The organism is Demequina gelatinilytica (genome assembly GCF_000971115.1).
Taxonomy (GTDB): domain Bacteria; phylum Actinomycetota; class Actinomycetes; order Actinomycetales; family Demequinaceae; genus Demequina; species Demequina gelatinilytica.
Genome location: NZ_BBLV01000006.1, coordinates 34,839 through 59,610 on the forward strand (window position 1 = coordinate 34,839; position 24,772 = coordinate 59,610).

Below are 24,772 nucleotides of genomic sequence, written 5' to 3' on the forward strand. Positions count from 1 at the left end.
GGCGTTTTGGCCTGAGAATTTACGCGCACGAAACGAGTTGTCCGGACGGGCATATTGCAACGATGTTTCGCAGGTGCCGCGCACCACACTTGATCCATGAATCGACGAGGTGGCGCGCGGGTCCCAGCCCCAGCCGATCCGGCAGGCCGCGCCCGCGCCTACGCGGGCATCTCCCTCTGGCTCGACACCGCCGACGACTCCCTGGTCGCGCAGGACCCGCTCGCCGGTGACCGCGACGTGGACGTCGCCATCGTGGGAGCCGGCTTCACGGGCCTCTGGACCGCGTACTACCTCGCGGAGGCGCGCCCCGACCTTCGCATCGCGATCGTCGAGCAGGAGATCGCCGGCTTCGGCGCGTCCGGTCGCAACGGCGGCTGGGCCTCCGCGCTGTTCCCCAGCTCGCTCGCGACGCTGGCCCGCGACGCCGGTCGCGACGCCGCGCTGCGCCAGCACGCCGCGATGCGGGCCTCGGTCGACGAGGTGATCCGCGCGTCGTCCGCCGCGGGCATCGACGCGCGCCTCGCCAAGGGCGGCACGGTGGTGCTCGCGCGGACCGGGACCCAGCTCGAACGTGCCCGCGCCGAGGTGGACGATGCCCGCGGCTGGGGCCGCGACGAGCACGAGCTGACGCTGCTCGACGCCGAGGGTGCCCGCGCTCATCTCGATGCGACGCGCGTGCTCGGCGGCACCTACACCCCCGACTGCGCGGCGATCCATCCCGGGCGGCTCGCACGTGGGCTGGTCCGTGCGGTCCGCGACCAGGGGGTGCGGGTGCACGAACGCACCGCGGCCACGCGCATCGCCGCCCACCGCGTCGAGACGGACCGCGGGACCCTGACCGCCGCGCATGTGATCCGCGCGACCGAGGGGTACACGCCGGCGCTGCCCGGCCACGGCCGCGATGTGGTGCCCGTGCACTCCCTCATCATCGCGACCGCACCGCTGCCGGCAGCGATGTGGGAGCAGATCGGCCTGCGGCGGCGCGAGACCTTCTCCGACGGCCGGCACCTGGTGATCTACGGACAGCGCACCGCCGACGACCGCATCGTCTTCGGCGGTCGCGGCGCGCCGTACCGCCTCGGCTCGTCGGTCGCGCTCCACCGGGGACGCGCGCGCGACGTGCACCGCAAGCTCCACGCGACGCTCGTCGACCTGCTGCCTGTGCTGCGCGACGTCGAGATCACGCACGCGTGGGGCGGAGCGCTCGGGATCGCGCGCGACTGGCACGCCTCCGTGGGGCTCGACCGTGAGACCGGGCTGGGCTGGGCCGGCGGCTACGTGGGGGACGGCGTCACCACCACCAACCTCGCGGGGCGAACGCTGCGCGACCTGGTGCTCGGGATCGACAGCGACCTCACGCGGCTCCCCTGGGTGGGGCATCGGTCGCCTCGATGGGAGCCCGAGCCGCTCCGGTGGATGGGCGTCAACGCGGGCCTGCGGGCCATGACCGCGGCCGACGCGGAGGAGCGCGTGACGCGCCGCGAGAGCCTCGCGGCGCGCGTGATGGCGCCCTTCATGGGCGGGCACTGAGGACGGCGGAGCCCCTGGCACCGTCATCATCGGCGTTTCGCGCCGTTGGGAAGGCGACCGCCCCCCATTCGCGTTAGCGTCACCTGTAGAAGGCGCGTCCGCCATGGACGGACGCCCACGACCAGGGACGCAGCGGCGCGACCCGCGACAAGGAGCCGACCGTGACACAGCAGACCCCTTCGGCGGCGGGCCTCCACAGGCGCGTCGTCGCGATCAGCATCGGCGCAGCGCTCGGTGGCTTCCTCTTCGGCTTCGACTCCTCCGTCATCAACGGCGCGGTCGACTCGATCCAGGGCAAGTTCGAGCTGTCGGACGGCTTCACGGGCTTCGCGGTCGCGGCCGCCCTGCTGGGATGCGCCGTCGGCGCGTGGTTCGCGGGTTCCATCGCGAACCGCTACGGGCGTATCCGCGTGATGGTGCTGTCCGCGATCCTCTTCCTCATCTCGGCGTTCGGCTCAGGTCTCGCCTTCGGCGTGTGGGATCTCATCGCCTGGCGCGTCATCGGCGGCCTCGCGATCGGCGCCGCCTCGGTGATCGCGCCCGCGTACATCGCCGAGGTGTCGCCCTCGGAGTTCCGCGGACGGCTCGGCTCGCTGCAGCAGATGGCGATCGTCCTCGGTATCTTCGCGGCGCTCCTCAGCGACCAGCTGCTCGCGGGATGGGCCGACGGCGCCGACCAGGAGCTGTGGCTGGGCCTCGCGGCGTGGCGCTGGATGTTCCTGGCCGCCGCGATCCCGGCGGTGGTCTACGGCGTCGCGGCGCTGCGGCTGCCCGAGTCGCCCAGGTACCTGGTGAGCAAGCATCACGACGACGAGGCCGCCGAGGTGCTGCGGGAGTACACGGGGATGGAGGACCCCCACTCCAAGATCGCGGAGATCCGTGCCTCGCTCGGAACCCAGGACAAGTTCTCGATGGCCGACCTCAAGGGTCACGCCCTGGGTCTCCATCCGATCGTCTGGACGGGCATCCTGCTGTCGGTGTTCCAGCAGTTCGTGGGGATCAACGTGATCTTCTACTACTCGACCACGCTGTGGAAGTCCGTGGGCTTCGACGAGGACCAGGCGTTCCTCACGTCCACCATCACCTCGGTGACCAACATCGTCGTGACCATCGTCGCGATCATGCTGGTCGACCGCATCGGACGCCGCCTGCTGCTGCTCATCGGATCCACGGGCATGACGATCGCGCTGGGCATGATGGCCCTCGCGTTCGCCAACGCCACCGTCGACTCCGCGGGCGACGCGCAGCTCGACGGCGCGTGGGGCACCGTCGCGCTCGTGTGCGCGAACCTCTTCGTGGTGTTCTTCGGAGCGACCTGGGGCCCGGTGGTGTGGGTGCTGCTGGGCGAGATGTTCCCCAACAAGATCCGCGCCTCCGCGCTCGCGGTGGCGGCTGCGGCGCAGTGGGTGGCGAACTGGGCGATCACCGTGAGCTTCCCCGGCTTCGCGTCGATCGGGCTCACCTTCGCCTACGGCTTCTACGCGTCGATGGCGCTGCTGTCGCTGCTGTTCGTGTACTTCCGCGTGCCGGAGACCAAGGGCATGGAGCTCGAGGCGATGGATGCGGACGTCAAGGTGCACCGTGGCAGGTTCGTGCGCGAGACGCTCGGTCCGAACGCGACCGTCTGAACCCCTGCGGCTCCCCCGCACGCGGACCCGCGTGTCCTCACCGCGTGGCGGAGCCGCCGGGCGGACGGGCCTGTGAAGGCCCAGGAACCAGGAACGCCCCTCCCGAAGGAGGGGCGTCGCGGTGGCGGGTGAGGGATTCGAACCCCCGAAGTCAGTGACGGCTGATTTACAGTCAGCTCCCTTTGGCCGCTCGGGCAACCCGCCAGTGCGCCGGAACCGGCGCGCATGGAAGGATAGCAAGGATCGAGGGCCCGACGCGAATCGCGTCCCGGTGCCCTCAACCGCAAGCGACCAAGGCGCCTCGCGCGCGCCGGGATGGAGGATGAGATGGCAGGCGACAGCAGCTTCGACGTGGTGTCCAAGGTGGACCGCCAGGAGGTCGACAACGCCCTCAACCAGGCGGCGAAGGAGATCAACCAGCGCTACGACTTCAAGGGCGTGGGCGCGTCGATCGAGTTCTCGGGCGAGGACGTCCTCATGAAGGCCAACAGCCCCGAGCGCGTCAAGGCCGTGCTCGATGTGTTCATCGCGAAGCTCGCGAAGCGCCAGATCGAGATGAAGGCCCTCGAGTGGGGCGAGCCGCAGCCGTCGGGCAAGGAGTTCCGCCTGGTCGCGAAGGTCAAGGAGGGCATCGCGCAGGACGTCGCGAAGAAGCTCACCAAGCTGGTGCGCGACGAGGGCCCCAAGTCCGTCAAGGCGCTCATCCAGGGCGACGAGCTGAGGGTCACCTCCAAGTCTCGCGACGACCTCCAGGCGACCATCGCGCTGCTCAAGGGCGCGGATGTGGACGCCGCGCTGCAGTTCGTCAACTTCCGCTGACGGGCGACGGACGATGCGGTTCACAGCGCTGGTCGAGCCGCTCGAGCCCATGAAGGGCCTGGAGGTGCCCGCCGCCGTGGTCGACGACCTCGGCGGCGGCGCCCGTCCGCGGGTGGTGGTCACCGTCAACGGCCACACCTGGCGCACCGCGATCGCGAAGTTGCGCGGGCGCCACCTCATCGGCGTGAGCACCGCTCACCGCGCCGCCGCGGGCGTGCGCACGGGCGACGAGGTCGAGGTGGACGTGACGCTCGATCTCGAGCCGCTCACCGCGGACGAGCCCGAGGACCTCGCGGCCGCCCTCGACGCGGAGGGCTCCGTGCGCGCGGCTTTCGACGCGCTCACCGTCAGCCAGCGCCGTCAGCACATCCGCGTGATCGACCAGGCCAAGGGCGCGGAGACGCGCGCGAGGCGCATCGGCAAGGTGGTCGAGGAGATGCGGGCGCGCGGGTCACGCTGACGGGCGCTCGGCCTGGTCGTGGCGGACCGGGCAGCCGCTCGGGAACGTCCCCAGGTCCTCGACGCGGAAGCCGTCTGGGTAGCTGCGGATCCACGGCAGGTCCGCCACCTGCGTGGCCTTCGCCCGCGCCGGCATGAGCCCCGCGAGGCGGCCGCGCAGCCGCACCCCGCCGCGCGCCGCGGCGACGACGATGCGCGACGGCTTCGGGTACCGGAAGGCCTCGAGCAGCGCATCGTCCATGAGCGCACGGCTGAACGGCTCCATCACCCGGGCCGGCACGCGCGGACGGAACGTCAGCATGAGCGCGAGCGTCGCGTCGGCCACGCGACGACCGCCCTCGTCGTAGGCCAGGTGATCGGCCTCGTAGCCGTCCATCAGCGCGGCGAAGCCCGCGTACGTGTCGGGGATGTCGGAGATCCCCATGTGCCGCCCGAGCTCTCCGTAGTAGCGGACCGACGCGGTCAGCTCGCCCGCGGCGAGGGGCCGCTTCCCGTACGAGTCGAGCCACCGCTTGGGCACCACCACGAAGGTGGAGAGCACGTAGCGGAGCTCGTGGTCGGGGATGTCGTACGCACGATGCATCTGGTTGACCCGGCGGATCGCGGCACGCGCCTCGGGGTGGGCGAAGCCCAGCCTGGTGGGCGTCTCGAGCAGCAGCGCCGTGTCGTCGTAGCGCTTCTGGGTCCTCGACACGAACTCGCCGGTCTGGTCGAGCAGCCGCCCGATGCCCGGCACGGCGTACGTCCGGAACAGCGCGAAGCTGAGCGACTGGTTCATGTCCCACGGGAACTCGTGCATCACCAGGTTGCGGTAGATCTCGACGAAGTCGCGCTCGGGGTCGAGCGCCGCGTTGACACGCCTCCAGTGGTCCCGCCTCACCCGTCGCAAACTACGCGAACCGGATGCCCCTGTGAAGAGCGCACCCTCGCATCGGGCCCCGCGCGATGCGAGACTGCACGCATGCCTCTGGTGCGTGTGCACAACCTTGCGGTCTCCCTCGACGGCTTCGCCACGGGCGTCGATCAGAGCCTCGACGCGCCCTTCGGGCACGCCGGGATGCGGCTCATGGAGTGGTTCAAGGGCACCGCCACCTGGGCGTCCCTCCAAGGCGAGGATGCGCCCGAGACGCCCGACGATGCGTTCGCGCGGCGATCCTTCGAAGGCATCGGGGCCGAGATCATGGGTGCGGGGAAGTTCGGGCCGCCGGGCTGGCAGGACGATCCCGGATGGCAGGGATGGTGGGGCGAGGAGCCTCCGTTCCGCACCCCGGTGATCGTGCTCACGCACCGCCCCCGCGACTCCCTGGTGCTCGGGGAGACCACGTTCCTCTTCCGCGACGCCGCTCCTGCCGAGGCGCTTGCCGAGGCGCATGGCCTCGCGGGCGACCTGGACGTGCGCCTGGGCGGCGGTCCGACCTCGGTACGGGGGTTCCTCGCGGAGGACCTGGTGGACCACCTTCACATGGTCGTGGTGCCGATCGTCCTCGGCCGCGGCACGAGCCTGTGGCAAGGCCTCGAAGGGCTCGAGGCGCGCTTCGAGACGAGCGCGACCAGCACGCCGAGCGGGGTCACGCACGTGACGTTCACGCGCTGCGGGTAGCCCCCGCTAGCCGAACACGACCTCCGCGGCATCCGTCACGCTCGCCTCCTTGCCCGGTCCGCTCTGGTAGCGCCAGTACAGGTTGGTGTGCGCGATGACCTGCGCGGGCGGCGGGGCGCCGTACGCGGTGAGGTCCTCGGTGGTGTGCGCGTCGGCCACGAGCGTGACGTCGTAGCCGCGCGTGAAGGCGCCATGGATGGTCGAGCGCACGCACGCATCGGTCTGCGCCCCGCAGACCACGAGCGAGCCCGCCTCCACATCGGCGAGGACGTCCTCGAGCACCGTCCCCTCGAACGCGTCGCCGTGGTCCTTCGCGACCACCGCCTCACCCGGGCGTGGCGCGAGCTCCGGCACCAGCTGCCAGCCGTCCTCGCCCACGCGTCCGTCGAGCGTGTCCTGGATCCACACGACGGGGACCGCCGCTGCGCGCGCCCGCGCGACCAGGGCCGCGATCCGAGCGATCACCCCGTCACGGTCGACGGCCTGCGCGACCACGTCGACCTGCATGTCGATGACCAGGAGCGCGGAGCCGCCGCGACCGTCGAAGATGCCCATGCGGTCACGGTACGACGAGACTCCGACACCGCCCCCTGCACGACCTCACCGCCGTCGGTCGAGCGCCTCACCCACCTTCGCGACCGCGTAGCCCCACGCCTGCGACGCCTTGGGGTTCGGGGGCACGGCGACCTCGTCGGGGTTGGTGACCACGTCCACGAGCACGGGGCCGTCCTGCGCGAAGGCCCATGCGAGCGCATCGTCCAGCTGCTCCGCCTGCTCGACGCGCCTCGAGGCGAGGCCCAGGCACCTCGCCACCCCGGCGAGGTCCGGGTTGTCCAGCCCCGTGCCTGCCGCCGGCAGCCCACCCTCCTCCTGCTCGAGCTGGACCATCCCCAGCGACCCGTTGTCGAACACCACCACCACGATCGGCAGGCGGTAGGTCACCGCGGTGCGCAGGTCGCCCAGCAGCATCATGAGCCCGCCGTCACCGCTCATCGACACCACGGTCCGCGCACGGTCCAGCGCCTGAGCACCCAACGCCTGCGGCACCGCGTTCGCCATCGAGCCGAGGTTGAAGGACCCGAGCAGGTCGCGTGCGCCACGCATCTCGACCAGGCGCGCGAGCCAGGTGGTCGACATCCCGGTGTCGACGGTGAAGATCGCGTCGTCCGGCGCGTGCCTGTCGACGGCGGCAGCGACCGCCTCGGGCCGGATCCTGTCGTCGGGGTTCTCGAGCGCGGAGCGGACCCGTGCGAGCAGACCCGAGTCCTCGTAGCCGGGGTCCGCGAGCGCACGCTGGCGCTGCCTCCACGAGGAGTACCGCTCGCGGGCGGACTCGAGATGGGACGCGTCCTCACGCACCGCGAGCCTGGGCAGCAGCGCCGCGAGCGCGGTCCCGCTGTCCGCGGCCACGGCGATGTCGACCGGCACGCGGCGCCCGATATGCGCGGGATCGCGGTCGATCTGGACCACGGTCGCGCCCTCGGGGTAGAACTCGCGGTACGGGAAGTCCGTGCCCACCATGAGGAGGACGTCGCAGGACTCCAGCGCCTCGATCGCACCGGGGTTGCCCAGCAGCCCCGCCTGGCCGACCTCGAACGGGTTGTCGCCGTCGAAGCCCGGCTTGCCCTTGAGCGTCACCACCATGGGCGCCTGCAGCCTCTCCGCCACGGCGAGCGCCTCGCCGCGCGCGTGCGCCGCACCCTGGCCGACGAGCATCGTCACGTGCTCGGCGGACGCGAGCGCCGCCGCGGCGGCGGCGAGCTGCTCCTCCTGAGGCTCGGGCGGCGCGGGGGCGGGCGCGAACCGCGGGGCGGGCGCATCGGCCGGCACGTCGAGGCTGCCGACGTCCGCCGGCACCGTGAGCACGGCGACCCCGCGCTCGGCGTACGCAGCGTTGACCGCCTGCTCGAGCATGCGCGGCAGCTGCGCCGGGTCCGTGAGCGTATGGCACCACACGGCGACGTCGTCGAAGACGCGGTCGTTCGCGACCTCCTGGAAGTAGTCGGTGCCGATCTCGGGCGTGGGCACCTGGCCCATGACCGCGAGCACGGGCGCGTGCGACTTGCGCGCGTCGTACAGGCCGTTGATGAGGTGGAGCGATCCAGGTCCGACGGTGCCCATGCACACCGCGAGGCGGCCGGTCAGCTGGGCCTGCGCGGAGGCGGCGAAGGCCCCCGTCTCCTCGTGATGCACCCCCACCCACTCGACGCGCTCCTCCGTCCGGATCGCCTCGGTGAACGGGTTGAGCGCATCGCCGACGATGCCCCACACCTGCGAGACGCCGTGGTCGGCGAGCGCATCGACGATGGTCGCGGCGACGTTCCTGGTCATCGTGTGTCTCCTCTCGTGGTGGTGCGCGCCGCCGCGAACGTGGCCGTGGAGGCCCGCTCCCAGTCGTCGCGCCAGTTCTCGGGCGGGTCCTCGAGCAGCTCGCCGGGGGCCAGCCAGGTGTAGCGGTCCGCGTAGGACACGGTCTCGCCGGGGCCGACGACCAGCCGCAGCTGGTCCGGCGTGAGGTCCTCCGGGCGCCGCGCACCCATGGACGCCATGATCCGCACGGCCTCCGCCACAGTGGCCTCCTGGTAGCGCCGCACACGCTCGGACTTGTCGCCCACGTCGAGCGCACGGGCCCGCCACGGGTCCTGCGTCGCGACGCCGGACGGGCACGTGTCGGTGTGGCATCGCTGGGCCTGGATGCAGCCCGCGGCCATCATCATCGCGCGCGCCGAGTTCGTGTAGTCCGCGCCCTGGATGAGGCGCTTGACGATGTCGTTGCCCGCCGCGACCTTCCCGCTCGCCCCCACGCGGACCTTGTCGCGCAGGCCGGCGCCCACGAGCGCGTTGTGCACCACCATGAGGCCCTCCGTGAGCGGCATGCCCACGTGGTCCTCGAACTCGAGCGGCGCAGCCCCGGTGCCGCCCTCCGAGCCGTCGACGATGATGAAGTCGGGCGCGGTGCCGACCTCGAGCATGGCCTTGACCATCGCGAGCACCTCGGCCCGCGAGCTCACGCACAGCTTGATCCCCGCCGGCTTGCCGCCCGCGAGGTCGCGCATGCGCGCGACGAACCCGATGAGCTCGAGCGGGGTGTCGAAGACCCGGTGCCCGGCCGGGGACACGCACGTCTCGCCTGCGGCGACCTCGCGCGTGCGGGCGATCTCCTCCGTCACCTTCGCGCCCGGGAGCACGCCGCCGATGCCGGGCTTGGCGCCCTGGCTCAGCTTGAGCGACACGGCCTTGACCTGGTCCATGCCTGCCTTGTCCCGGAACTCCGCCGCGTCGAAGCCGCCGTCCTCGGTGCGCGCCCCGAAGTACCCGGTGCCGAGCTCCCACACCAGGTCCCCGCCGTGCTCGCGGTGGTACGGCGAGATGCCTCCCTCGCCCGTGTCGTGCGCGAAGCCGCCCATCGCGGCGCCCTTGTTGAGCGCGCGGATCGCGTTGGCCGACAGCGCGCCGAAGCTCATCGCGGAGACGTTCATGAGCGCCATCGAGTACGGCCGCGAGCAGTCCGGGCCGCCGATGCGCACGCGCGGCGGATCGTCGGGGACATCCAGCGGCGCGGTCGAGTGGACCAGGAACTCGTGGCCCACGCGGTACACATCCAGCTCCGTGCCGTAGGCCTTCTCCCCTGCGACGCCCTTGGCGCGCTCGTAGATGAGGCTGCGGGTGTCGCGATCGAACGGGCGCCCGTCCCAGTCGCGTTCGATGAAGTACTGCTGGACCTCCGGACGGAGGCGCTCGAGCGCGTAGCGCAGGTGCCCGACCACCGGGTAGCGACGCAGCACCGCATGCCGTCGCTGGATGAGGTCGTAGGCGGCCACGGCGCCGGTCGCGGCGAGCGCGCTCAGCGTGGTGGTGACGGCGGCGCTCGGTCGCTTGGGCATCGTCCCTCCGGTCCCTGACGGGCGCCGCGGGCACGGCGCCCTCCCTCAAGGGCCAACCGAGGGCGGTGGACGCGCATTCCATGCGCGCCTCGAAGGACGCGGGGGCCCGCCCCCGCGGGACGATGCGTCAGCGCAGGTAGCCGCGCGAGCGGGCCATCTCCTCGAGGCGGGCGATGCGCTGGTCCATGGGCGGGTGGGTCGCGAAGAGGTTCGCGACCCCCTCGCCGCGGAACGGGTTCGCGATCATCATGTGCGAGACGTTCTCGAGCTGCGGGGTGTCCTTGAGCGGACGCGCCTTGGTGCCCTGCTCGAGCTTGCGCAGCGCGGAGGCGAGCGCGAGGGGGTCCCCGGTGAGCGTCGAGCCGTCCTCGTCCGCGTCGTACTCGCGCGTGCGGGAGATCGCCATGCGGATGAGGCTCGCGGCGATAGGCGCGAGGATGAGCATCGCGAGAAGGCCGAAGATGCCCAGCGGGTTGTCACGGGAGTCGCGGCCGCCGCCGAAGAAGAACAGCATCTGCGCGACCGCGGTGATCATGCCGGCGAAGGCCGCCGCGACCGAGCCGATGAGGATGTCGCGGTTGTACACGTGCATGAGCTCGTGGCCCAGGACGCCGCGCAGCTCGCGCTCGTCGAGGAGGTCGAGGATGCCCTCGGTGCAGCACACGGCGGAGTTCTGCGGGTTGCGGCCGGTCGCGAACGCGTTCGGGGCCGCGGTGGGCGAGACGTACAGCTGCGGCATCGGCTGGTTGGCCTGCTGGCTGAGTTCGCGGACGATGCGGTACATGGCGGGCTGCTCGACCTCGGTGACCGGGCGCGCATGCATCGCACGGATCGCGAGCGTCGCGGAGTTCCAGTAGCCGAAGGCCGTGCCGAAGACGGAGAACAGCGCGAAGGCCCACAGGTACTGACCGTCGCCGATGAACGAGCCGAGCGTGAGCATCACCGCCCACAGCGCCACGAACAGACCGGTGGTCTTCAGCCCGTTGAAGTACTTCCTGCCCACGTGTCCTCCGTTTCCCTCGGACGGAGAACGGACGCAGGCGCGCCCCGGTTCCCCCCTGCGGGGAATCCTGCCATGCGCAAGCGGCACTCGGTGCCATCACAGGCCGGAAGACGCGTGAGGCCGGCGGGACGGTCCGCCCGTCGCACCGGCCTCACGGTGCACGCCTTCCGGCGTGGATCAGGTTCAGGGGGAGACGTTGTGGACCGCGCGGCTGAGCGCGATCTGGGTCATCTCCTCGCGCGGGACCACCTTGATGCGCTCGCGACCGTGCGGCTCGCCGATGGAGCGCTCGTGGGCGTCGAGGATCTCCCAGTCCTCCCACTGCACCACCGGCACGCCACGGGACTTGAGCAGGCGCAGCACGTTGTCGGGGCTGAGCCCGGCCGGCGTCGCCTTGGACTCCGCGTACAGGCCCGGCGCGTCCTCGACCAGGTTCGCGATGGTCTCCGAGGCGTCGGACTTGGTGTGGCCGATGAGGCCCACGGGACCACGCTTGATCCAGCCCGTCGCGTAGTAGCCCTGCAGGGGCGTGCCCGACTCGTCGACCACGCGGCCGCCCTCGTTGCGGATGGTGCCCTTGGCGCCGTTGAAGGGGATGCCCTCGATCTCGGTGCCCCAGTACCCCACCGCACGGTAGACGGCCTGCACCGGGTAGTCGATGAACTCGCCCGTGCCCTTGACGTTGCCGTCGCCCTGCAGCGCGGTGCGCTCCATGCGGATGCCCACCACCTTGCCGTCCTCGCCCAGCACCTCGGTCGGGCTCTGGAGGAAGTGCAGGTGGATGCGGCGCGACGCGGTGCCGGGCTCCTTGAGCGCGTAGTCCGTGAGGGTCTTGACCACCTGCTTCTGCTGCTTGTTGTTCTCCGCCACCTCCATCGAGGCCTCGTCGAACTCGTAGTCGGTCTCCGGGTACACGACGATGTCGACATCGGGCACGTGGCCCAGCTCGCGCAGCTCGAGCGGCGAGAACTTCACCTGCGCCGGGCCTCGGCGACCGAAGACGTGGACGTCGGTCACGGGCGAGGCCTCGAGCCCCTTGACCACGTTCGCCGGGATCTCGGTGGGCATGAGGTCCTTGACGTGCTTGGCGAGGATGCGGGCGACGTCGAGCGCGACGTTGCCGACGCCCACCACGGCGACCTCCTTGGCGTCGAGCGGCCACGTGCGGGCCACGTCCGGGTGGCCGTCGTACCAGGACACGAAGTCGGCGGCGCCGTACGAGCCGTCCAGGTCGATACCAGGGATGTCGAGGTCGGCGTCCTTGAAGGAGCCGGTCGCGAAGATCACCGCGTCGTAGTGCTCGCGGAGCTCGTCGAGGGTGATGTCCTCACCCACGTTCACATTGGCGAGCAGGCGGATGTCGCCGCGGCCGATGACGTTCGCGAGCGCGACGATGATCTGCTTGATGCGCGGGTGGTCGGGGGCCACGCCGTAACGGACCAGCCCGAAGGGCGCGGGCAGGCGCTCGATGATGTCGATCGACACGTTGAGGTCGGTCTTGGACAGGATGTCGGCGGCATAGGTGCCGGCCGGTCCGGCGCCGATGATGGCGATCCGGAGCGGGCGTTCGGTCGTCACAGCGATCTCCTCAGGTGCTTGCGTGCAGGTGCATCCGGGGAGGGGGACAAGGTCCGCCACTCCCGGGCCCGGCGAACGGCACCAGAGTATAGACACGTCATGCGAGCGTCCCACCAGCGCCTTCTTGCGGGTACCCCCCGGGGCATCGTGCCTGGTAGATGCCCTCCGGGGTATGCGCTCGCGGGGTGGGGACGGACGCCCGGCTAGATCCGGTGCGCCTGCTCCGCGGCGTCGAGATCCTGATAACCGGCGAGGATCACCGTGTACGCGACCGTGCGCCACGTGAGGTTCTGGCCGGTGGCCGCGAGGTGGTCGACCAGCGCGGCGTAGAGCGCGAGGGTCGCCTCCGAGTAGGTGCCCAGCTCGCCCCGCAGGTACGTCTCGAACGAGGTCGCCTCGCGCGTGTCCCCCTCCGTCGCGATCACCCGCATCCCCGCGCCGAGCGCCGGGTAGAGAGCGTGGAAGTCGCGCGCCCACGCGACCTGGCGCTCGATGATCCGCTCCTGCGCCGCGATGCGTTCCCCGCCGAGCGCGGGCAGGTGGGGCGCGAGCTCGCGCTCGTAGCGCTCGGGCTCGACCGGCGCCATCATCCGCGCGTACTTCTCGGTGAGCAGGTTGCGCCCCCGGGCCTCCGCCTCGACCAGGTCCGCCAGGTACGAGTCCAGCAGCGGCATCGGCCAGGTCATGAACTGCCCCAGCCGCTGCACCTCGAACTCCGCCGGGTTGTCCTGGCACTGCGCCCGACCGTCCTCGCCACGCACCCGCTGGAACTGCTCCCACTCGCGGGCCACCACCTCGCGCGCCCGCTCGAGCCGCGCCGCGCGCTCCTCGTAGGTCTCGGTCATGGCGCCCTCCTCACAGGTCCCGCAGCCACGGATCGCTGATGCGGGCACGCAGCTCCGCACGGTGGTCCTCGAGGAACTCCGCCCCCGAGCGCGACAGACCCTGCACGCGCAGTTCGGCCGCCACCTGCGCGCACGCCTCGGCGATCGCCGACTCGAGCCGTTCGCGTGCAGGCCCGGCCCCGGCCCCTCCCTCGCCGAAGCCCGCTCCGCCCAGGCATGCCGCGGAGGCGAGCCTCACGGCGTCGGACAGCCGCTCATGCACGTGCGGCAGGCGCGAGGCGGGCCTTGCCGCGAGCGCGCGCAGGGTCGCGAAGCGCCACTTGTAGTACGGCAGGTAGCCGGCCGCCGAGGGCCGGTTGAGCAGCAGGACGGCGGACGACGCTGCCGCCACGAACTCGCCCACGGAGAGCCACGCCGCCTCCCCGTCGCCGCGGGCGAGCATGCGCGGCAGGTTGTACTGCCCCGCCTGCGCCATCATCCCGAGACGCCGCGAGATCAGCGCGACCCGCACATCGTCGGGCATGCGGCGGAAGCCGTCCCGCACGCGTGAGAACGCGCCCAGCGGGTCGCGGAAGACTGCGCCGTTGGTCGCGGCGGCCAGCGTCGCCTCGTCGAGCAGCAGCCACGCGTGCACCTGGTCGGGCGCGGGCGCCTCGCGATGCCCCGTGAGCCCCTCGAAGAAGTCCCCGATCGAGAACACCCCGACGCGTCGACCCGCGGCGCGGGGCGTCTCGGCCGCCCACGCGTGGCCGCGGTGCTCGCGCGGCAGCGCGTCGTAGTCGGCCTGGAGCGCCTCGCCATGGAGCGCCAGGTCCTCATCGGTGAGCCACACGCAGAAGCCCGGGCCCCAGTCGTGATCGCGCGACAGCGCATCGTCGAAGCCGTAGCGGTCCGAGCCGTGCCCGACCAGGCCCACCGCCGCGCGCGCCAGCAGCGCGGGATGGCGCTCCTCGAGCATCGGGAGGCCCACCTGCTCCCAGTACGAGCGCGAGAGCTGCAGCCCCGTCAGCGGCTCGGGGACCTCGGCGGGAGCCGCCGGCGTGGGCGCGGAAGGCGGCTCCGCGGTGGACGATGCGGGGCTCGCCGCGAGCGCGGCGCGCGCCTCGGCGAGGTTGTCCGCGGTCACGGCGTACGCGTCCGAACCGCGCCCGTAGCACTCCTCGATGACGTCGAGCGCACGGGCGTAGGCGTCGACCGCGTCGGCCGAGCGGCCCAGGCGGAGGCTCGCCTCGGCGTGCCCGGCGAGCGCCGCGGCGTAGTGCGGGTCGCGCTCATGCGCCCCCCGGCGGTAGATCTCCATCGCCGCCTCCGCCTGGGCCGCGGCCTCCGCGGCCTCCGCGGCGCGATCGAGCCGGAAGAGCTCGAGCGCGAGGTTGGTCCGGCTCGACGCGAGGTCGAGATCGGCGCCCGGATCGACGGAGGACGCCTCGAGGATCGCGATCGCCTGCTCGAGCTCGCGCGCGGCCTCCGCGTGGTCGCCGAGGTCCGAGTGCAGCAGCGCGAGGTTGTTGCGCAGCGCAGCGATCCGCCGGTCGCGCGGACCCATGACGGCCGTCGCCTCGGTCAGCGCACGTGCGTAGGTGCCGCGCGCCTCGTCCGACCGTCCCGCCGCACGCTGCGCAGTCGCGACGTTGATGAGCGTGATCGCGCCCGCCTCGGTGCCGCTGAGCCCGAGCTCCCCGAGCAGGACCGTGGCCCGGGCGGCCATCGCGAGCGCCTCGTCATGCCCGCTCACCGAGCGGTAGAAGCCCATGGCCTCGTTCACCACGGTGAGCTCGCCGGCCGGGTCGCCGACGGCGCGGGCGGACTCGAGGGCCTCCCGGATATGCGGCGCGGCGTCCGTCGCGCCCCGATGCTCGGCGAAGATCCGGTCGAGGTCCCGCAGGAACCCGGCGACGTCGAAGCGAGCCTGCCCGGACATGCGCCCTCCCGATGGCGGCTCGTGCGGCCGTCCTCGCGCCAGCGTAGGCACCGCATCGTCCTCGCGGCCGGGTCGAAGGACCCCGTCGCCCGACACCCCCGGGGGCATATGCGCTGGTAACCAGGACCCTGGTCCCTGGCCGAATCGCCCAGAAGGGGTTCACAACCATGCTGATGATGTGTCATCATCGCCGCCATGGCTACCTCGGCGAACGTCCCGGCACTCCGGTGCCGCGTTTGCTGTGCCATGTGTCTGTCGGCCTGAGTCGCCCACGGATCGTTCCCAACCATCCCCAGGGCGCTCGGCCTGACGAGCGCAACCTCGCCACGCCGTAGCTCCCCCTCCTGAACACTCCTGGAGCCGCTGTGAGCACCACCACCGAGCAGACCGGGGCCACCACCCCTGCCCCTCAGGCGCTGAGCGACGCCGAGGAGCGCCGCCGCCACCGCGAGGAGGCGCGCCTGATCCGCACCCGCGAGGCCGCGGCACGCAAGAACACCGCGTCGAAGGACGGCCAGTGGGCCGCGGGCGACCGCACGCCGCTCAACCCGAACGAGGAGTTCAAGTCGACCGGCGACCCCCTCGAGGTCCGGGGGCGCATCGAGAACCTCTACTCCAAGTGGGGCTTCTGGTCGATCCCTCCCACGGACCTGCGTGGCCGCTTCCGCTGGTGGGGCCTGTACACGCAGCGCCGGCCCGGGATCGACGGCGGCAAGACCGCGATCCTCGAGCCGCACCAGCTGGACGACGAGTACTTCATGCTCCGCGTCCGATCCGACGGCGGACAGCTCTCCGTCGCCCAGGCCCGCGAGATCGGTCAGATCTCGAGCGAGTTCGGCCGCGAGACCGCGGACGTGTCCGACCGCCAGAACATCCAGCTCCACTGGATCCGCATCGAGGACGTGCCGGAGATCTTCCGCCGTACGGAGGCCGTGGGGCTCGGCTCCGAGGAGGCGTGCGGCGACGTCCCGCGCGTGATCCTCGCCTCCCCCGTCGCCGGGGTCTCGAAGGACGAGCTGATCGACCCCACGCCGCAGATCGAGCAGATCAAGGAGCTGTACATCGGCTCCCCCGAGTTCTCGAACCTGCCGCGCAAGTTCAAGACCGCGTTCACCGGCCAGCCGGTCCCCGACATCCTGCACGAGGTCCAGGACATCGCGTTCTGCGCGGTGGAGCACCCCGAGCTGGGCGTCGGCTACGACCTGTGGGTCGGCGGCGGGCTGTCGGTGAACCCGATGCTCGGCGCGCGCCTGGGCGTGTTCGTGAAGCCCGAGATCGCGCACGAGGTGTGGAAGGGCGTGGTCAGCATCTTCCGTGACCACGGCTACCGCCGCCTGCGGACGCGCGCCCGCCTCAAGTTCGTGCTCAAGGCGTGGGGCCCGGAGAAGTTCCTCCAGGTGCTGCAGGACGACTACCTGGGCTACGAGCTCCCCGAGGGCCCCGCGCCCAAGACGGCGACGCCGGGCGATCGCGGCGACCACGTGGGCATCCACCAGCAGAAGGACGGCAACTGGTACGTGGGCGTCGCCCCCGTCGCCGGCCGCATCTCCGGCACCAAGCTCCAGCGCATCGCGGAGATCGCGGAGTCCGTGGGCTCGGACCGCATCCGCCTGACGCCGCTGCAGAAGATCCTGATCCTCGACATCCCGGAGGACCGGGTCTCGGACGTGGTCAACGGCCTGCGCGCGCTCGAGCTCGAGTCCGAGCCCGGCGAGTTCCACCGCAACGTCATCGCGTGCACCGGTATCGAGTACTGCAAGCTCGCGATCGTCGAGACCAAGGCGACCGCGCGCGAGGTGGTGAAGGTGCTCGACCAGAAGTTCCCCACGCTCGACAACCCCATCACGGTGCACGTCAACGGCTGCCCGAACTCGTGCGCGCGCGTGCAGATCGCGGACATCGGCTTCAAGGGCCAGCTGGTGCTGGACGAGGAGTCGGGCGAGCAGGTCCCCGGCTTCCAGGTCCACCTGGGCGGGCGCCTGGGCCGCGGCGAGGACAACGACTTCGGCCGCAAGATCCGCGCTCACAAGGTCACCGAGAAGGGCATGCCCGAGTACGTCGAGCGCGTCACCCAGAACTACCTGGACACGCGCGAGGACGGCGAGCCGTTCGCGGACTGGGCCTTCCGGGTGGACGAGGAGCTGATCCGATGACGCTGCCAGGGTTGGGCGCGGCGTCGCTCACCCTTCTCAACCCCTCCGAGTGGACGCCCGAGACGTGCGCCGAGGTCAACGAGCGCCTGCTCACCGCGAGCGCCGCGCACATCGCCGACTGGGCGGTCGCGACGTTCGGCCACGGCCTCGCGATCGCGGCGTCGATGCAGGACACGATCCTCCCGCACATGTTCGGGACGCGGCTGTCAGGCGTGGACGTGCTCTTCCTCGAGACCGGGTACCACTTCGCGGAGACGGTCGCGACGCGCGACGCCGCAGCCGAGGCGTTCCCCGTGACCATCGTCGACGTGCTGCCCGAGCTCACGGTCGCCGAGCAGGACGAGCGCTACGGCAAGGACCTGTTCGCGCGCGACCCGGGCCTGTGCTGCCAGATGCGCAAGGTCGACCCGCTGAAGAAGGCGCTGGGCGGGTACGCCGCGTGGGTGACCGGCGCGCGTCGGGTGGATGCGCTCACCCGGTCGGAGATGCCGGTGGTGTCCTGGGACGCCAAGCACGGGCTGGTCAAGATCAACCCGCTCGCGCTCTGGGACGATGCCGCCGTCGAGGCGTACCAGGAGGCCCACGCGCTCCCGCGGAACCCCTTGGTCGCCCAGGGCTACCCGAGCATCGGCTGCCTTCCCTGCACCAAGCCGGTCGCGCCGGGCGCGGACCCGCGCTCGGGCCGCTGGGCAGGCCAGGGCAAGACGGAGTGCGGCATCCACGTCGGCTGAGGCGCCCGGATCGCCACCTGCTCGCGCCCTGCCCTGCCCACGCGACCCCGACCACGCCCTGTGAGGTTCGCAGTGCGCAGAATCGCGTCGATCGGGCACTGAGGACCTCCGACGGCGCTCGGCCGGGGCGGCGGTCGAATCCGCATCTACGAGCCATCTTGCCGCCGACCAGGGCTTGCGATCCCATGAACACCGCAGCTACGTTGAGTGCGGACGTGGCCCCTCCTGACGATGGCGGAGATGGCCGATGTTGTCGGCGTCCTGATCCCGATCAACGAAGACCGAGGCGCGCTCAGCACGAGCGAATGTGAGGCAACCGCTCATGACCAACTGGATGCGAGCACACCCGACGGCGTTCGCGCTCTTGTTTGCGGCATCCTTGGCTGCCATCGCGAATGCGGTCGTGTGGGTGACCGAGTGGTCCCTGCTCTACACGCTGGTCGGGACGCAGGTGGCTGGCTGCTCGATCCTGTTCGTCGGGCTCGCCTGGCGCCTGCGGATCCGTCGACGTGCCGCCGCAGATCGGCAGCCGGCCGCGCACAGCGCAGGGCCTGGCTGAACCCGCGTCACCGGGTCCACCAGGGCAACACGGAGTGCGGCATCCACGTCGGCTGATCGCCGCTGGACGCTGCGCATGGCGCCCCGGGAGCGGACACTCCCCCGGGGCGCCGCGTACGTCCTAGAGGAGCCCCGGCTTCCCCGCGCCGTGCTCGTCGCCGCGGCCGCCCTTGCCGTGGCCCTTCCCGTGGCCCGAGCCGTTGCCCTTGCCGCCACCCTTCGACTGGCCCTCGACCAGCACCGCGACGGTGCGCGCAGGGATGGTCACGGTGCCCGTCTTGAACGCGAAGCCGGTGGTCTTCACCACCGGGTCCGAGCCCTTCGCGAGCGCGCGCGTGAGAGCGAACTTGCGACCCTGGAGCTCGGGGAGCGTCTCCGTGATCGCGTCGGGCGACGCGTTGAACACCACGAGCGCACCGGCCAGCTCCGGATCCACGTCCTCGCCGACCAGATCGTCGATGAGCATGACGATCAGCCCCGGCGTCGCCTCCGTGCCCGAGCCCGGGAACGTCACCTTCTGCTGGATCAGCTCGGCAGACCCCAGGCGCAGCAGCGGCACCTCGGTGCGGACCTCGAGAAGGTCGAGCGCGGACGCCTCCGCGGACGCGATGTCCTCCGCGCCGGGCTTGAGCGACGCATCGGCGAGCAGCGGCGCCATGATCTCCCACTTCCCCGAGTTGTCCGCGGCCGGCGGCAGGCCCGAGCCGAAGGTCGACTCCCGACCCGTCCAGTCGACGCGGTTGAACCAGTCGCCCGAGTTGTAGCTGTTCCGGTCGAGCGACTTGGAGCGCAGCAGCTCGGTGCCGGCGTGCCAGAAGGACGGCGTCTGCGCGTACGCGGTCGTCGCGAGCGACAGCGTGTTCATGCGGATGCGGTCCGCCATCGAGGTGTCGGTCGGGAGCTTGAAGACCCCGAGATCGAACAGCGTCTCGTTGTCATGCGCGTCGACGTAGGTGATCACCTCGTCAGGCTCGTCGGCATAGCCGGCGGGCGAGCCGCGATAGTCGAGCTCGTCGCCGCGCAGCACCTCGCCCGTCGACGCCGTCAGCTCGTAGGCGCGGAGGTTGCCCGCGAGGCCGAGCTTCACCAGGTCGGTCTGATGCGCGAGATCGGCCAGGGCCTCCTCCTCCGTGCCGTTGATGGGATCGCCGTTCGGGTCCGTGCCGAGCCCTGTGCCGAAGCCCTGCTGGAACGTCGACGAGCCGTCGACCGGGCTGCCGCCGTGGACGGCGTCGCGCAGACGGTCGGAGAAGGTGCCGATGCCCGTCCCGCCCAAGGCGCCCTGGCGCGCCTGGTCGAACAGCGCATCGTCCGCGACCTCGCCGAAGTTCCAGCCCTCGCCGTAGAGGTAGATCGCGGACCCGTCGACGCCGTCGTCCTCGAGCGTGAGCGCATCGAGCGCCGCGCGGATGTCCAGCATGTTCTCGCGCGAGTGGTGGCCCATGAGGTCGAAGCGGAAGCCGTCGACCTTGTAGTCCCTGGCCCAGGTCACCACGGAGTCGACCATGAGCCTGCCGGCCATCGCGTTCTCGGTCGCGACGTTCTGGCAGCAGGTCGAGGTCTCGATCGCTCCCGTCGCACTGAGCCGCTGGTAGTAGCCGGGCACCACCTGGTCGAGCACGGACCGCTCCGCCTGCCCCGAGGCCGCCGTGTGGTTGAACACCTGGTCGAGCACCACCTGGAGGCCGTCCTCGTGGAGCGCACCGACCATCGCGCGGAACTCGCTCACGCGGGCGCCGCCGTCCGCGTCCACCGCGTAGGAGCCCTCGGGCACCGTGTAGTGGAACGGGTCGTAGCCCCAGTTGAAGCCGTCCTGATCGGCCACGGCCATCACGCACGCCTGCTGCTCGTCGGAGTCGGGCGCGAAGGACGCGAGGTCGCATGCGGGCTCGAGCTGCGCCGAGCGGTCCTCCTCGATGGTCGCGAGGTCGAAGGACGGCAGCAGGTGCACCGTGGTGATGCCCGCCTTCGCGAGCTGGCGCAGCTGCGCTCGACCCGCGCCGTCCTCCGTGAAGGCGAGGTAGGTGCCGCGCTCGACCTCGGGCACGGACTCGTCGCCGATCGAGAAGTCGCGGATGTGGAGCTCGTAGATGGTCTGGTCCACCGCGCGCTCGACGATGGGCGACGGGGTGTCCTCCCATGCCTCCGGCCGCCACTCGGGGTCGGAGAGGTCGATCGCGACCGAACGCTCCGAGTTGAGCGTGAGCGCGACCGAGTAGGGGTCGGTCACCCGGTTGGTCTCGATCGCGCCCGTGCTCGGCGCGTAGACCACCAGCTCCCACAGGTACTCGGCGCCGTCGAGCGCCTGGTCCTCGACGGACCAGATGCCGGTCGCGGCGTCATAGGTGGCCGCGTGACGCGCGGGGTCGCCCGTCGCGCCAGGCTCCCACGTGAGGAGCGTCGCCTGCTGCGCGGTGGGAGCCCATACGGTGAGCGCGAGCCCGCCGTCCCCGTAGACGGCGCCGAGCCCGGTGCCGGCCGCCGCCTCCGCGTAGAGGTCGTCGAGCACGCCCGCGATCTGCACGCCGGTCATCGCGGTGAGCTCGCCGCCGGACGTCTGCGCGACCGCGAGCTGGCCGCGCAGGATCTCCTGGATGGCCGCCCGGTCCGCGTCGAGGTGCAGCGCCACGTAGCCGTCGAGGGCGCGGAAGCGCTCGAGCTGCTCCTCCGTCAGCCCCTCGGGGATCACGGTGAGGTCGACCCCGTCGCCGCCGGTCACCGCGCCGTCCGCGACCGCGAGCGCCGCGTCGGACGAGGCATAGAGCCGGAACGTGTCCCCATCGCCCAGGTCGGCGGGCCACGCGAGCGTCTCCGCGTCGATCCAGTACGCGCGCGACTCGCCCGTGCCGGGCAGCGGCGGGTTCGCGACCTCGATCTCGAGGAGGTGCGTCGCGAGGGCGTAGTGGAACGTCACCATCTCGCCATCGTCGGTGGAGAAGGACATGTTCGCTCCGCCGGGCACGCCGTCCTGGCCGTAGTTCTCGTCCCAGCTCAGGCCGTGCGCGACCTTGAGCTCGTACGCCCCGGCCGGGATGTCCGTCGTGGAGAAGGTGTAGACGCCGTCCTTGTCGCCGTCCGCCATGAGGCTGAGCAGGCAGTCGGGCTGCCAGTCGCCGGGGCAGCCGATCGCGGCCTGGTAGCTGCCGGGCAGGGTCACGATGGGCCCCTCCGCGGTCGACTGCACGATGCTGCTGCGCGCGTCGAAGTAGAACGTGATCTCACCACCGCCGTGGGTGATGGCGATGTTCGGGCCGTCCTTGACGCCGTTCGCGCCGAAGTTGAGGGTCCACGAGCCGTCGATCGCGACCTTGTACTGCCAGTCGCCCGCGGGGACGTCGAACGTGCCCGTCCAGATGCCGGCGGGGCCCTCGGTGAGCATCGCGGCCTCGCACGCCGCGTCCCAGTCGCCCGCACAGCCGATCTCCGAGTCGAGGTCACCCGCGATGGTGACCGAGTCGTACGTGACCTCCGGCTCCTCCTCCACGGTCAGCGACACCGCGTGGCCGACTGAGGCGTAGGTCGAGGCCGCCGAGACCTGGCCTGCAGCGTCGACGGACACCGCTCGGTACTCGAGCAGCGTGCCGTCCGGAAGGTCGGGGACATCGTGGAACACGCGCGGCGTCGCGTCCTCGGAAGTGCCGAGCGCGGTCCACTCATCGGCGCCGACCACGCGCCACGCGAAGCTCGTCTCGCGCCACGAGCCGTCAGCCTCGGCGCTGACCGCCATCTGCCCGGCGGCCTCCGCGCCGGGGCTCGGCGCCGTCACGGTGAGCTCGGCCGCCGCGGCGGGTGCGCTCACCTCCCCGTCCGCGCGCAGGACCACCGCCCCCAGGGCGGGCACGGTCACCGTGGCGACCCCCGCATCGTCCGCCGCGACCGTGGCCCCCGCTCCCGAGGACCCCGTGCCGTAGACGCCGTCGAAGGTGGCGCCCGAGGTCAGCGTCGGGATGTCGACCGTGAGGTCCGCGCCCGTGTTGTTGAGCGCGACCAGGTGCTCGACGCGCTCGTCAGGGTCGACGCGTGAGAAGGCGTACACGCCCGCGCCGTCGGAGACGTAGCGCTCGATCTGCGCGCCGGTGCCGAGCGCGGGGTAGGCCTCGCGCAGCGCCGAGAGCTCGGCGATCTGCTGATAGACCGGCGCGTCGGTGTCGTAGCGGTCGACGCTGCCGACGGTCTCCCCGGTGAGGAGCGTCTGGTCGGTGTACTCGGTCACCTGGGAGGCGAAGAGCGACTGGCGCGCGCTCTTGTCGTTGCCGGGATCGGCACCCACGAAGCCCTGCTCGTCGCCGTAGTAGACCACCGGCTGGCCGCGTCCCAGGAACATGAGGTCGTTCGCGAGCATCGTCCGCTCGAGGGGGGCGTCGGTGTTGCGCATGAAGTAGCCGACGCGGCCCATGTCGTGGTTGCCCAGGAAGGTCGGCAGCGCCGTCGCGGAGCTGTCCGGGGTGGTGTAGCGGTCGTCGCCCGCGTAGAGCTGGCTCAGCCCCTTGGCGGAGTTGCCGCTCGCGTAGCTCACCGCCGAGGACTGGAAGGTGAAGTCGAGCACCGAGCTCATGTCGGTGTCGCGGATGTACGGGGCGAGCTTGACCGGGTCCGCGTCGTAGACCTCGCCGAACATGAAGAAGTCGGGCTTGCCGTGGGCCTGCGCGTATGCGAGCACCTCCTCGCTCCACTGCTCCCAGAACTCGAAGTTCACGTGCTTGGCGGTATCGATGCGGAAGCCGTCGATGCCCAGGTCGATCCAGCCCTCGTACACGTCGACGAAGCCCTCGACCACGGTCGGGTGCTCCGTCATGAGGTCGTCGAGGCCCACGAAGTCGCCGTACGTGACCGACTCCCCCGTCCAGGTCGAGTCGCCGCGGTTGTGGTACAGCGTCGTGTCGTTGAGCCACGACGGGACCTTGAGGTCCGCGTCCTCGGCGGCCACCACGGGCGTGTAGGGGAACGAGGTGGCGGCGTCGAGGTCGGGGAAGGTCCCGGTGCCCGCGTAGGCGGCCGGGTCGAAGGCGTCGCCGGTCGCGGTCAGGTAGGGCTCGTCCGCCTGCTCGATGTACGAGTACTCGCCCTCCTCGTAGTCGATCACGTCGGCGGTGTGGTTGGTGATGATGTCGAAGTAGACCTTGATGCCGCGCGCGTGCGCGTCGGCGATGAGCGCCTCGAGCTCCTCGTTGGTGCCCAGGTGCGGGTCGATCTGCGTGAAGTCCGTGACCCAGTAGCCGTGATAGCCGGCGCTCGCATCGGCGCCCGTGCCCTGGACCGGGCGGTTCTTGAACGACGGGGTGAGCCAGATGGCGGTGGTGCCGAGCCCCTCGATGTAGTCGAGGTTCGCGGCCAGGCCCGCGAGGTCGCCGCCGTTGTAGAAGCCCTTGTCGGTGGGGTCGAAGCCCGTGGTGAGGCTGTCCCCCGTGAGACCGCCCTCGTCGTTCGAGGCGTCGCCGTTGGCGAAACGGTCGGTCATGACGAAGTAGAACTGCTCATCGGAGCCGGCCTGGCGCACCGGGTCGGCGATGAGCGCATCGTCCGCCGCGGTGTAGCCGCCCTCGAGGGAGACCACCTCGAGCCCCACCCGCTTGGCCGCGTCGTCGAACAGGAAGCGCAGCGTCGCGGCGTTCGGCAGCGCGAGCGGGATGTTCGCGGCGCCGCCGTCGAGCCCGTACGACTCGTCCCACGCATCGTCCACCGCGACCTTGTACTCATAGGTGCCGGCGGGGACGTCGAGCTCGGCGGCGTAGAGGTCAGGCGTGCCGGTCGGCGCGAGCTCCGTCTCGACGCACTCGGGCTGCCAGTCGCCGGGGCAGCCGAGCTCGTCCTGAAGGTTGCCGACGAGCGCGAAGGTGCGGTCGGCGGCAGCGGAGGGCGCGGCGACGCCGGTGAGGGCGGCGAAGGCCACCGTGAGCGCTACAGCCAGGAGCGCGGCGACGCCGCGCATGGTGGGGGGTGTGGACGGCGCGGTCTTGGACAAGGGGTGCTCCCTGGTTCGGGGCCACGTCGGTGTGGCCGGTTCACGACGTTGTGATGCGAGATGTCCGAATGTGCGCGAGCGTAGCGGGGGATGTAAACGCT

17 protein-coding genes and 1 tRNA gene are annotated in these 24,772 nt (G+C 71.4%); 8 read left to right on the forward strand and 10 right to left on the reverse strand.

Annotated features, from left to right (window positions below):
- Positions 1-96 precede the first annotated feature (96 nt).
- A complete protein-coding gene (locus AOM00_RS06210) occupies positions 97-1,530 on the forward strand; it encodes an NAD(P)/FAD-dependent oxidoreductase (RefSeq protein ID WP_082096699.1) in 1,434 nt (477 codons plus the stop codon).
- 161 nt (positions 1,531-1,691) lie between these two features.
- The gene (locus AOM00_RS06215) at positions 1,692-3,158 is read left to right on the forward strand and encodes a sugar porter family MFS transporter (protein WP_062516968.1); all 1,467 of its coding nucleotides are present in this window, start codon (positions 1,692-1,694) and stop codon (positions 3,156-3,158) included.
- Between the two features lie 122 nt (positions 3,159-3,280).
- On the opposite strand, the gene AOM00_RS06220 is transcribed toward AOM00_RS06215, so the two are convergent.
- Positions 3,281-3,362, reverse strand: a tRNA-Tyr gene (locus tag AOM00_RS06220).
- Between the two features lie 123 nt (positions 3,363-3,485).
- Between AOM00_RS06220 and AOM00_RS06225 the strand changes: the two genes are divergently transcribed.
- Positions 3,486-3,977 (forward strand): YajQ family cyclic di-GMP-binding protein, encoded by a 492-nt coding sequence (locus tag AOM00_RS06225; RefSeq protein WP_062303182.1) that lies wholly within the window; start codon positions 3,486-3,488, stop codon positions 3,975-3,977.
- 13 nt (positions 3,978-3,990) lie between these two features.
- Complete coding sequence (locus tag AOM00_RS06230) at positions 3,991-4,437, forward strand: YdeI/OmpD-associated family protein (RefSeq protein WP_062516969.1); 447 nt, start codon at positions 3,991-3,993, stop codon at positions 4,435-4,437.
- On the opposite strand, the gene AOM00_RS06235 is transcribed toward AOM00_RS06230, so the two are convergent.
- Positions 4,429-5,316, reverse strand: coding sequence for an oxygenase MpaB family protein (locus AOM00_RS06235; protein ID WP_169746818.1), 888 nt, complete (start codon positions 5,314-5,316; stop codon positions 4,429-4,431). The two genes, AOM00_RS06230 and AOM00_RS06235, sit on opposite strands and share 9 nt — an antisense overlap.
- An 81-nt stretch (positions 5,317-5,397) precedes the next feature.
- On the opposite strand from AOM00_RS06235, the gene AOM00_RS06240 reads away from it, so the two are divergent.
- Positions 5,398-6,036: a dihydrofolate reductase family protein gene (locus AOM00_RS06240; RefSeq protein ID WP_062516971.1), complete on the forward strand. Its 639-nt coding sequence runs from the start codon at positions 5,398-5,400 to the stop codon at positions 6,034-6,036.
- A gap of 6 nt (positions 6,037-6,042) precedes the next feature.
- On the opposite strand, the gene AOM00_RS06245 is transcribed toward AOM00_RS06240, so the two are convergent.
- From AOM00_RS06245 to AOM00_RS06275, 7 genes are all read right to left on the reverse strand, one after another.
- A complete protein-coding gene (locus tag AOM00_RS06245; RefSeq protein WP_062516972.1) occupies positions 6,043-6,591 on the reverse strand; it encodes an isochorismatase family protein in 549 nt (182 codons plus the stop codon).
- 45 nt (positions 6,592-6,636) lie between these two features.
- Positions 6,637-8,367 (reverse strand): thiamine pyrophosphate-dependent enzyme, encoded by a 1,731-nt coding sequence (locus tag AOM00_RS06250; RefSeq protein WP_062516973.1) that lies wholly within the window; start codon positions 8,365-8,367, stop codon positions 6,637-6,639.
- Positions 8,364-9,920 carry an FMN-binding glutamate synthase family protein gene (locus AOM00_RS06255; protein WP_062516974.1) on the reverse strand — a complete coding sequence of 519 codons (1,557 nt, stop codon included), beginning with the start codon at positions 9,918-9,920 and terminating at the stop codon, positions 8,364-8,366. The genes AOM00_RS06250 and AOM00_RS06255 overlap by 4 nt, the downstream gene beginning before the upstream one ends.
- 127 nt (positions 9,921-10,047) lie before the next feature.
- A complete protein-coding gene (gene htpX / locus AOM00_RS06260; RefSeq protein ID WP_062516975.1) occupies positions 10,048-10,923 on the reverse strand; it encodes a zinc metalloprotease HtpX in 876 nt (291 codons plus the stop codon).
- A gap of 183 nt (positions 10,924-11,106) precedes the next feature.
- Positions 11,107-12,501: an FAD-dependent oxidoreductase gene (locus tag AOM00_RS06265; RefSeq protein ID WP_062516976.1), complete on the reverse strand. Its 1,395-nt coding sequence runs from the start codon at positions 12,499-12,501 to the stop codon at positions 11,107-11,109.
- A 203-nt stretch (positions 12,502-12,704) separates the two neighbouring features.
- Positions 12,705-13,346 carry a DUF4125 family protein gene (locus AOM00_RS06270; protein ID WP_062516977.1) on the reverse strand — a complete coding sequence of 214 codons (642 nt, stop codon included), beginning with the start codon at positions 13,344-13,346 and terminating at the stop codon, positions 12,705-12,707.
- 10 nt (positions 13,347-13,356) lie between these two features.
- Positions 13,357-15,267: a DUF4037 domain-containing protein gene (locus AOM00_RS06275; RefSeq protein ID WP_062516978.1), complete on the reverse strand. Its 1,911-nt coding sequence runs from the start codon at positions 15,265-15,267 to the stop codon at positions 13,357-13,359.
- A gap of 365 nt (positions 15,268-15,632) precedes the next feature.
- Here AOM00_RS06275 and AOM00_RS06280 point away from each other — a divergent pair, with 365 nt between their 5' ends.
- The 3 genes from AOM00_RS06280 to AOM00_RS06290 all read left to right on the forward strand — a co-directional run bounded on the left by AOM00_RS06280 (position 15,633) and on the right by AOM00_RS06290 (position 18,710).
- Positions 15,633-17,420, forward strand: coding sequence for a nitrite/sulfite reductase (locus AOM00_RS06280; RefSeq protein WP_304524074.1), 1,788 nt, complete (start codon positions 15,633-15,635; stop codon positions 17,418-17,420).
- Positions 17,417-18,151, forward strand: a complete 735-nt coding sequence (locus AOM00_RS06285) for a phosphoadenylyl-sulfate reductase (RefSeq protein ID WP_062516979.1) — start codon at positions 17,417-17,419, stop codon at positions 18,149-18,151. Before AOM00_RS06280 ends, AOM00_RS06285 begins: the two co-directional genes overlap by 4 nt.
- Before the next feature lie 322 nt (positions 18,152-18,473).
- Positions 18,474-18,710: a hypothetical protein gene (locus AOM00_RS06290; protein ID WP_062516980.1), complete on the forward strand. Its 237-nt coding sequence runs from the start codon at positions 18,474-18,476 to the stop codon at positions 18,708-18,710.
- A 120-nt stretch (positions 18,711-18,830) separates the two neighbouring features.
- Here AOM00_RS06290 and pulA read toward each other — a convergent pair whose 3' ends face one another.
- Entirely contained in the window at positions 18,831-24,638 is a 5,808-nt protein-coding gene (pulA, locus tag AOM00_RS06295; protein ID WP_082096726.1) for a pullulanase-type alpha-1,6-glucosidase, read from the reverse strand.
- Positions 24,639-24,772 lie beyond the last annotated feature (134 nt).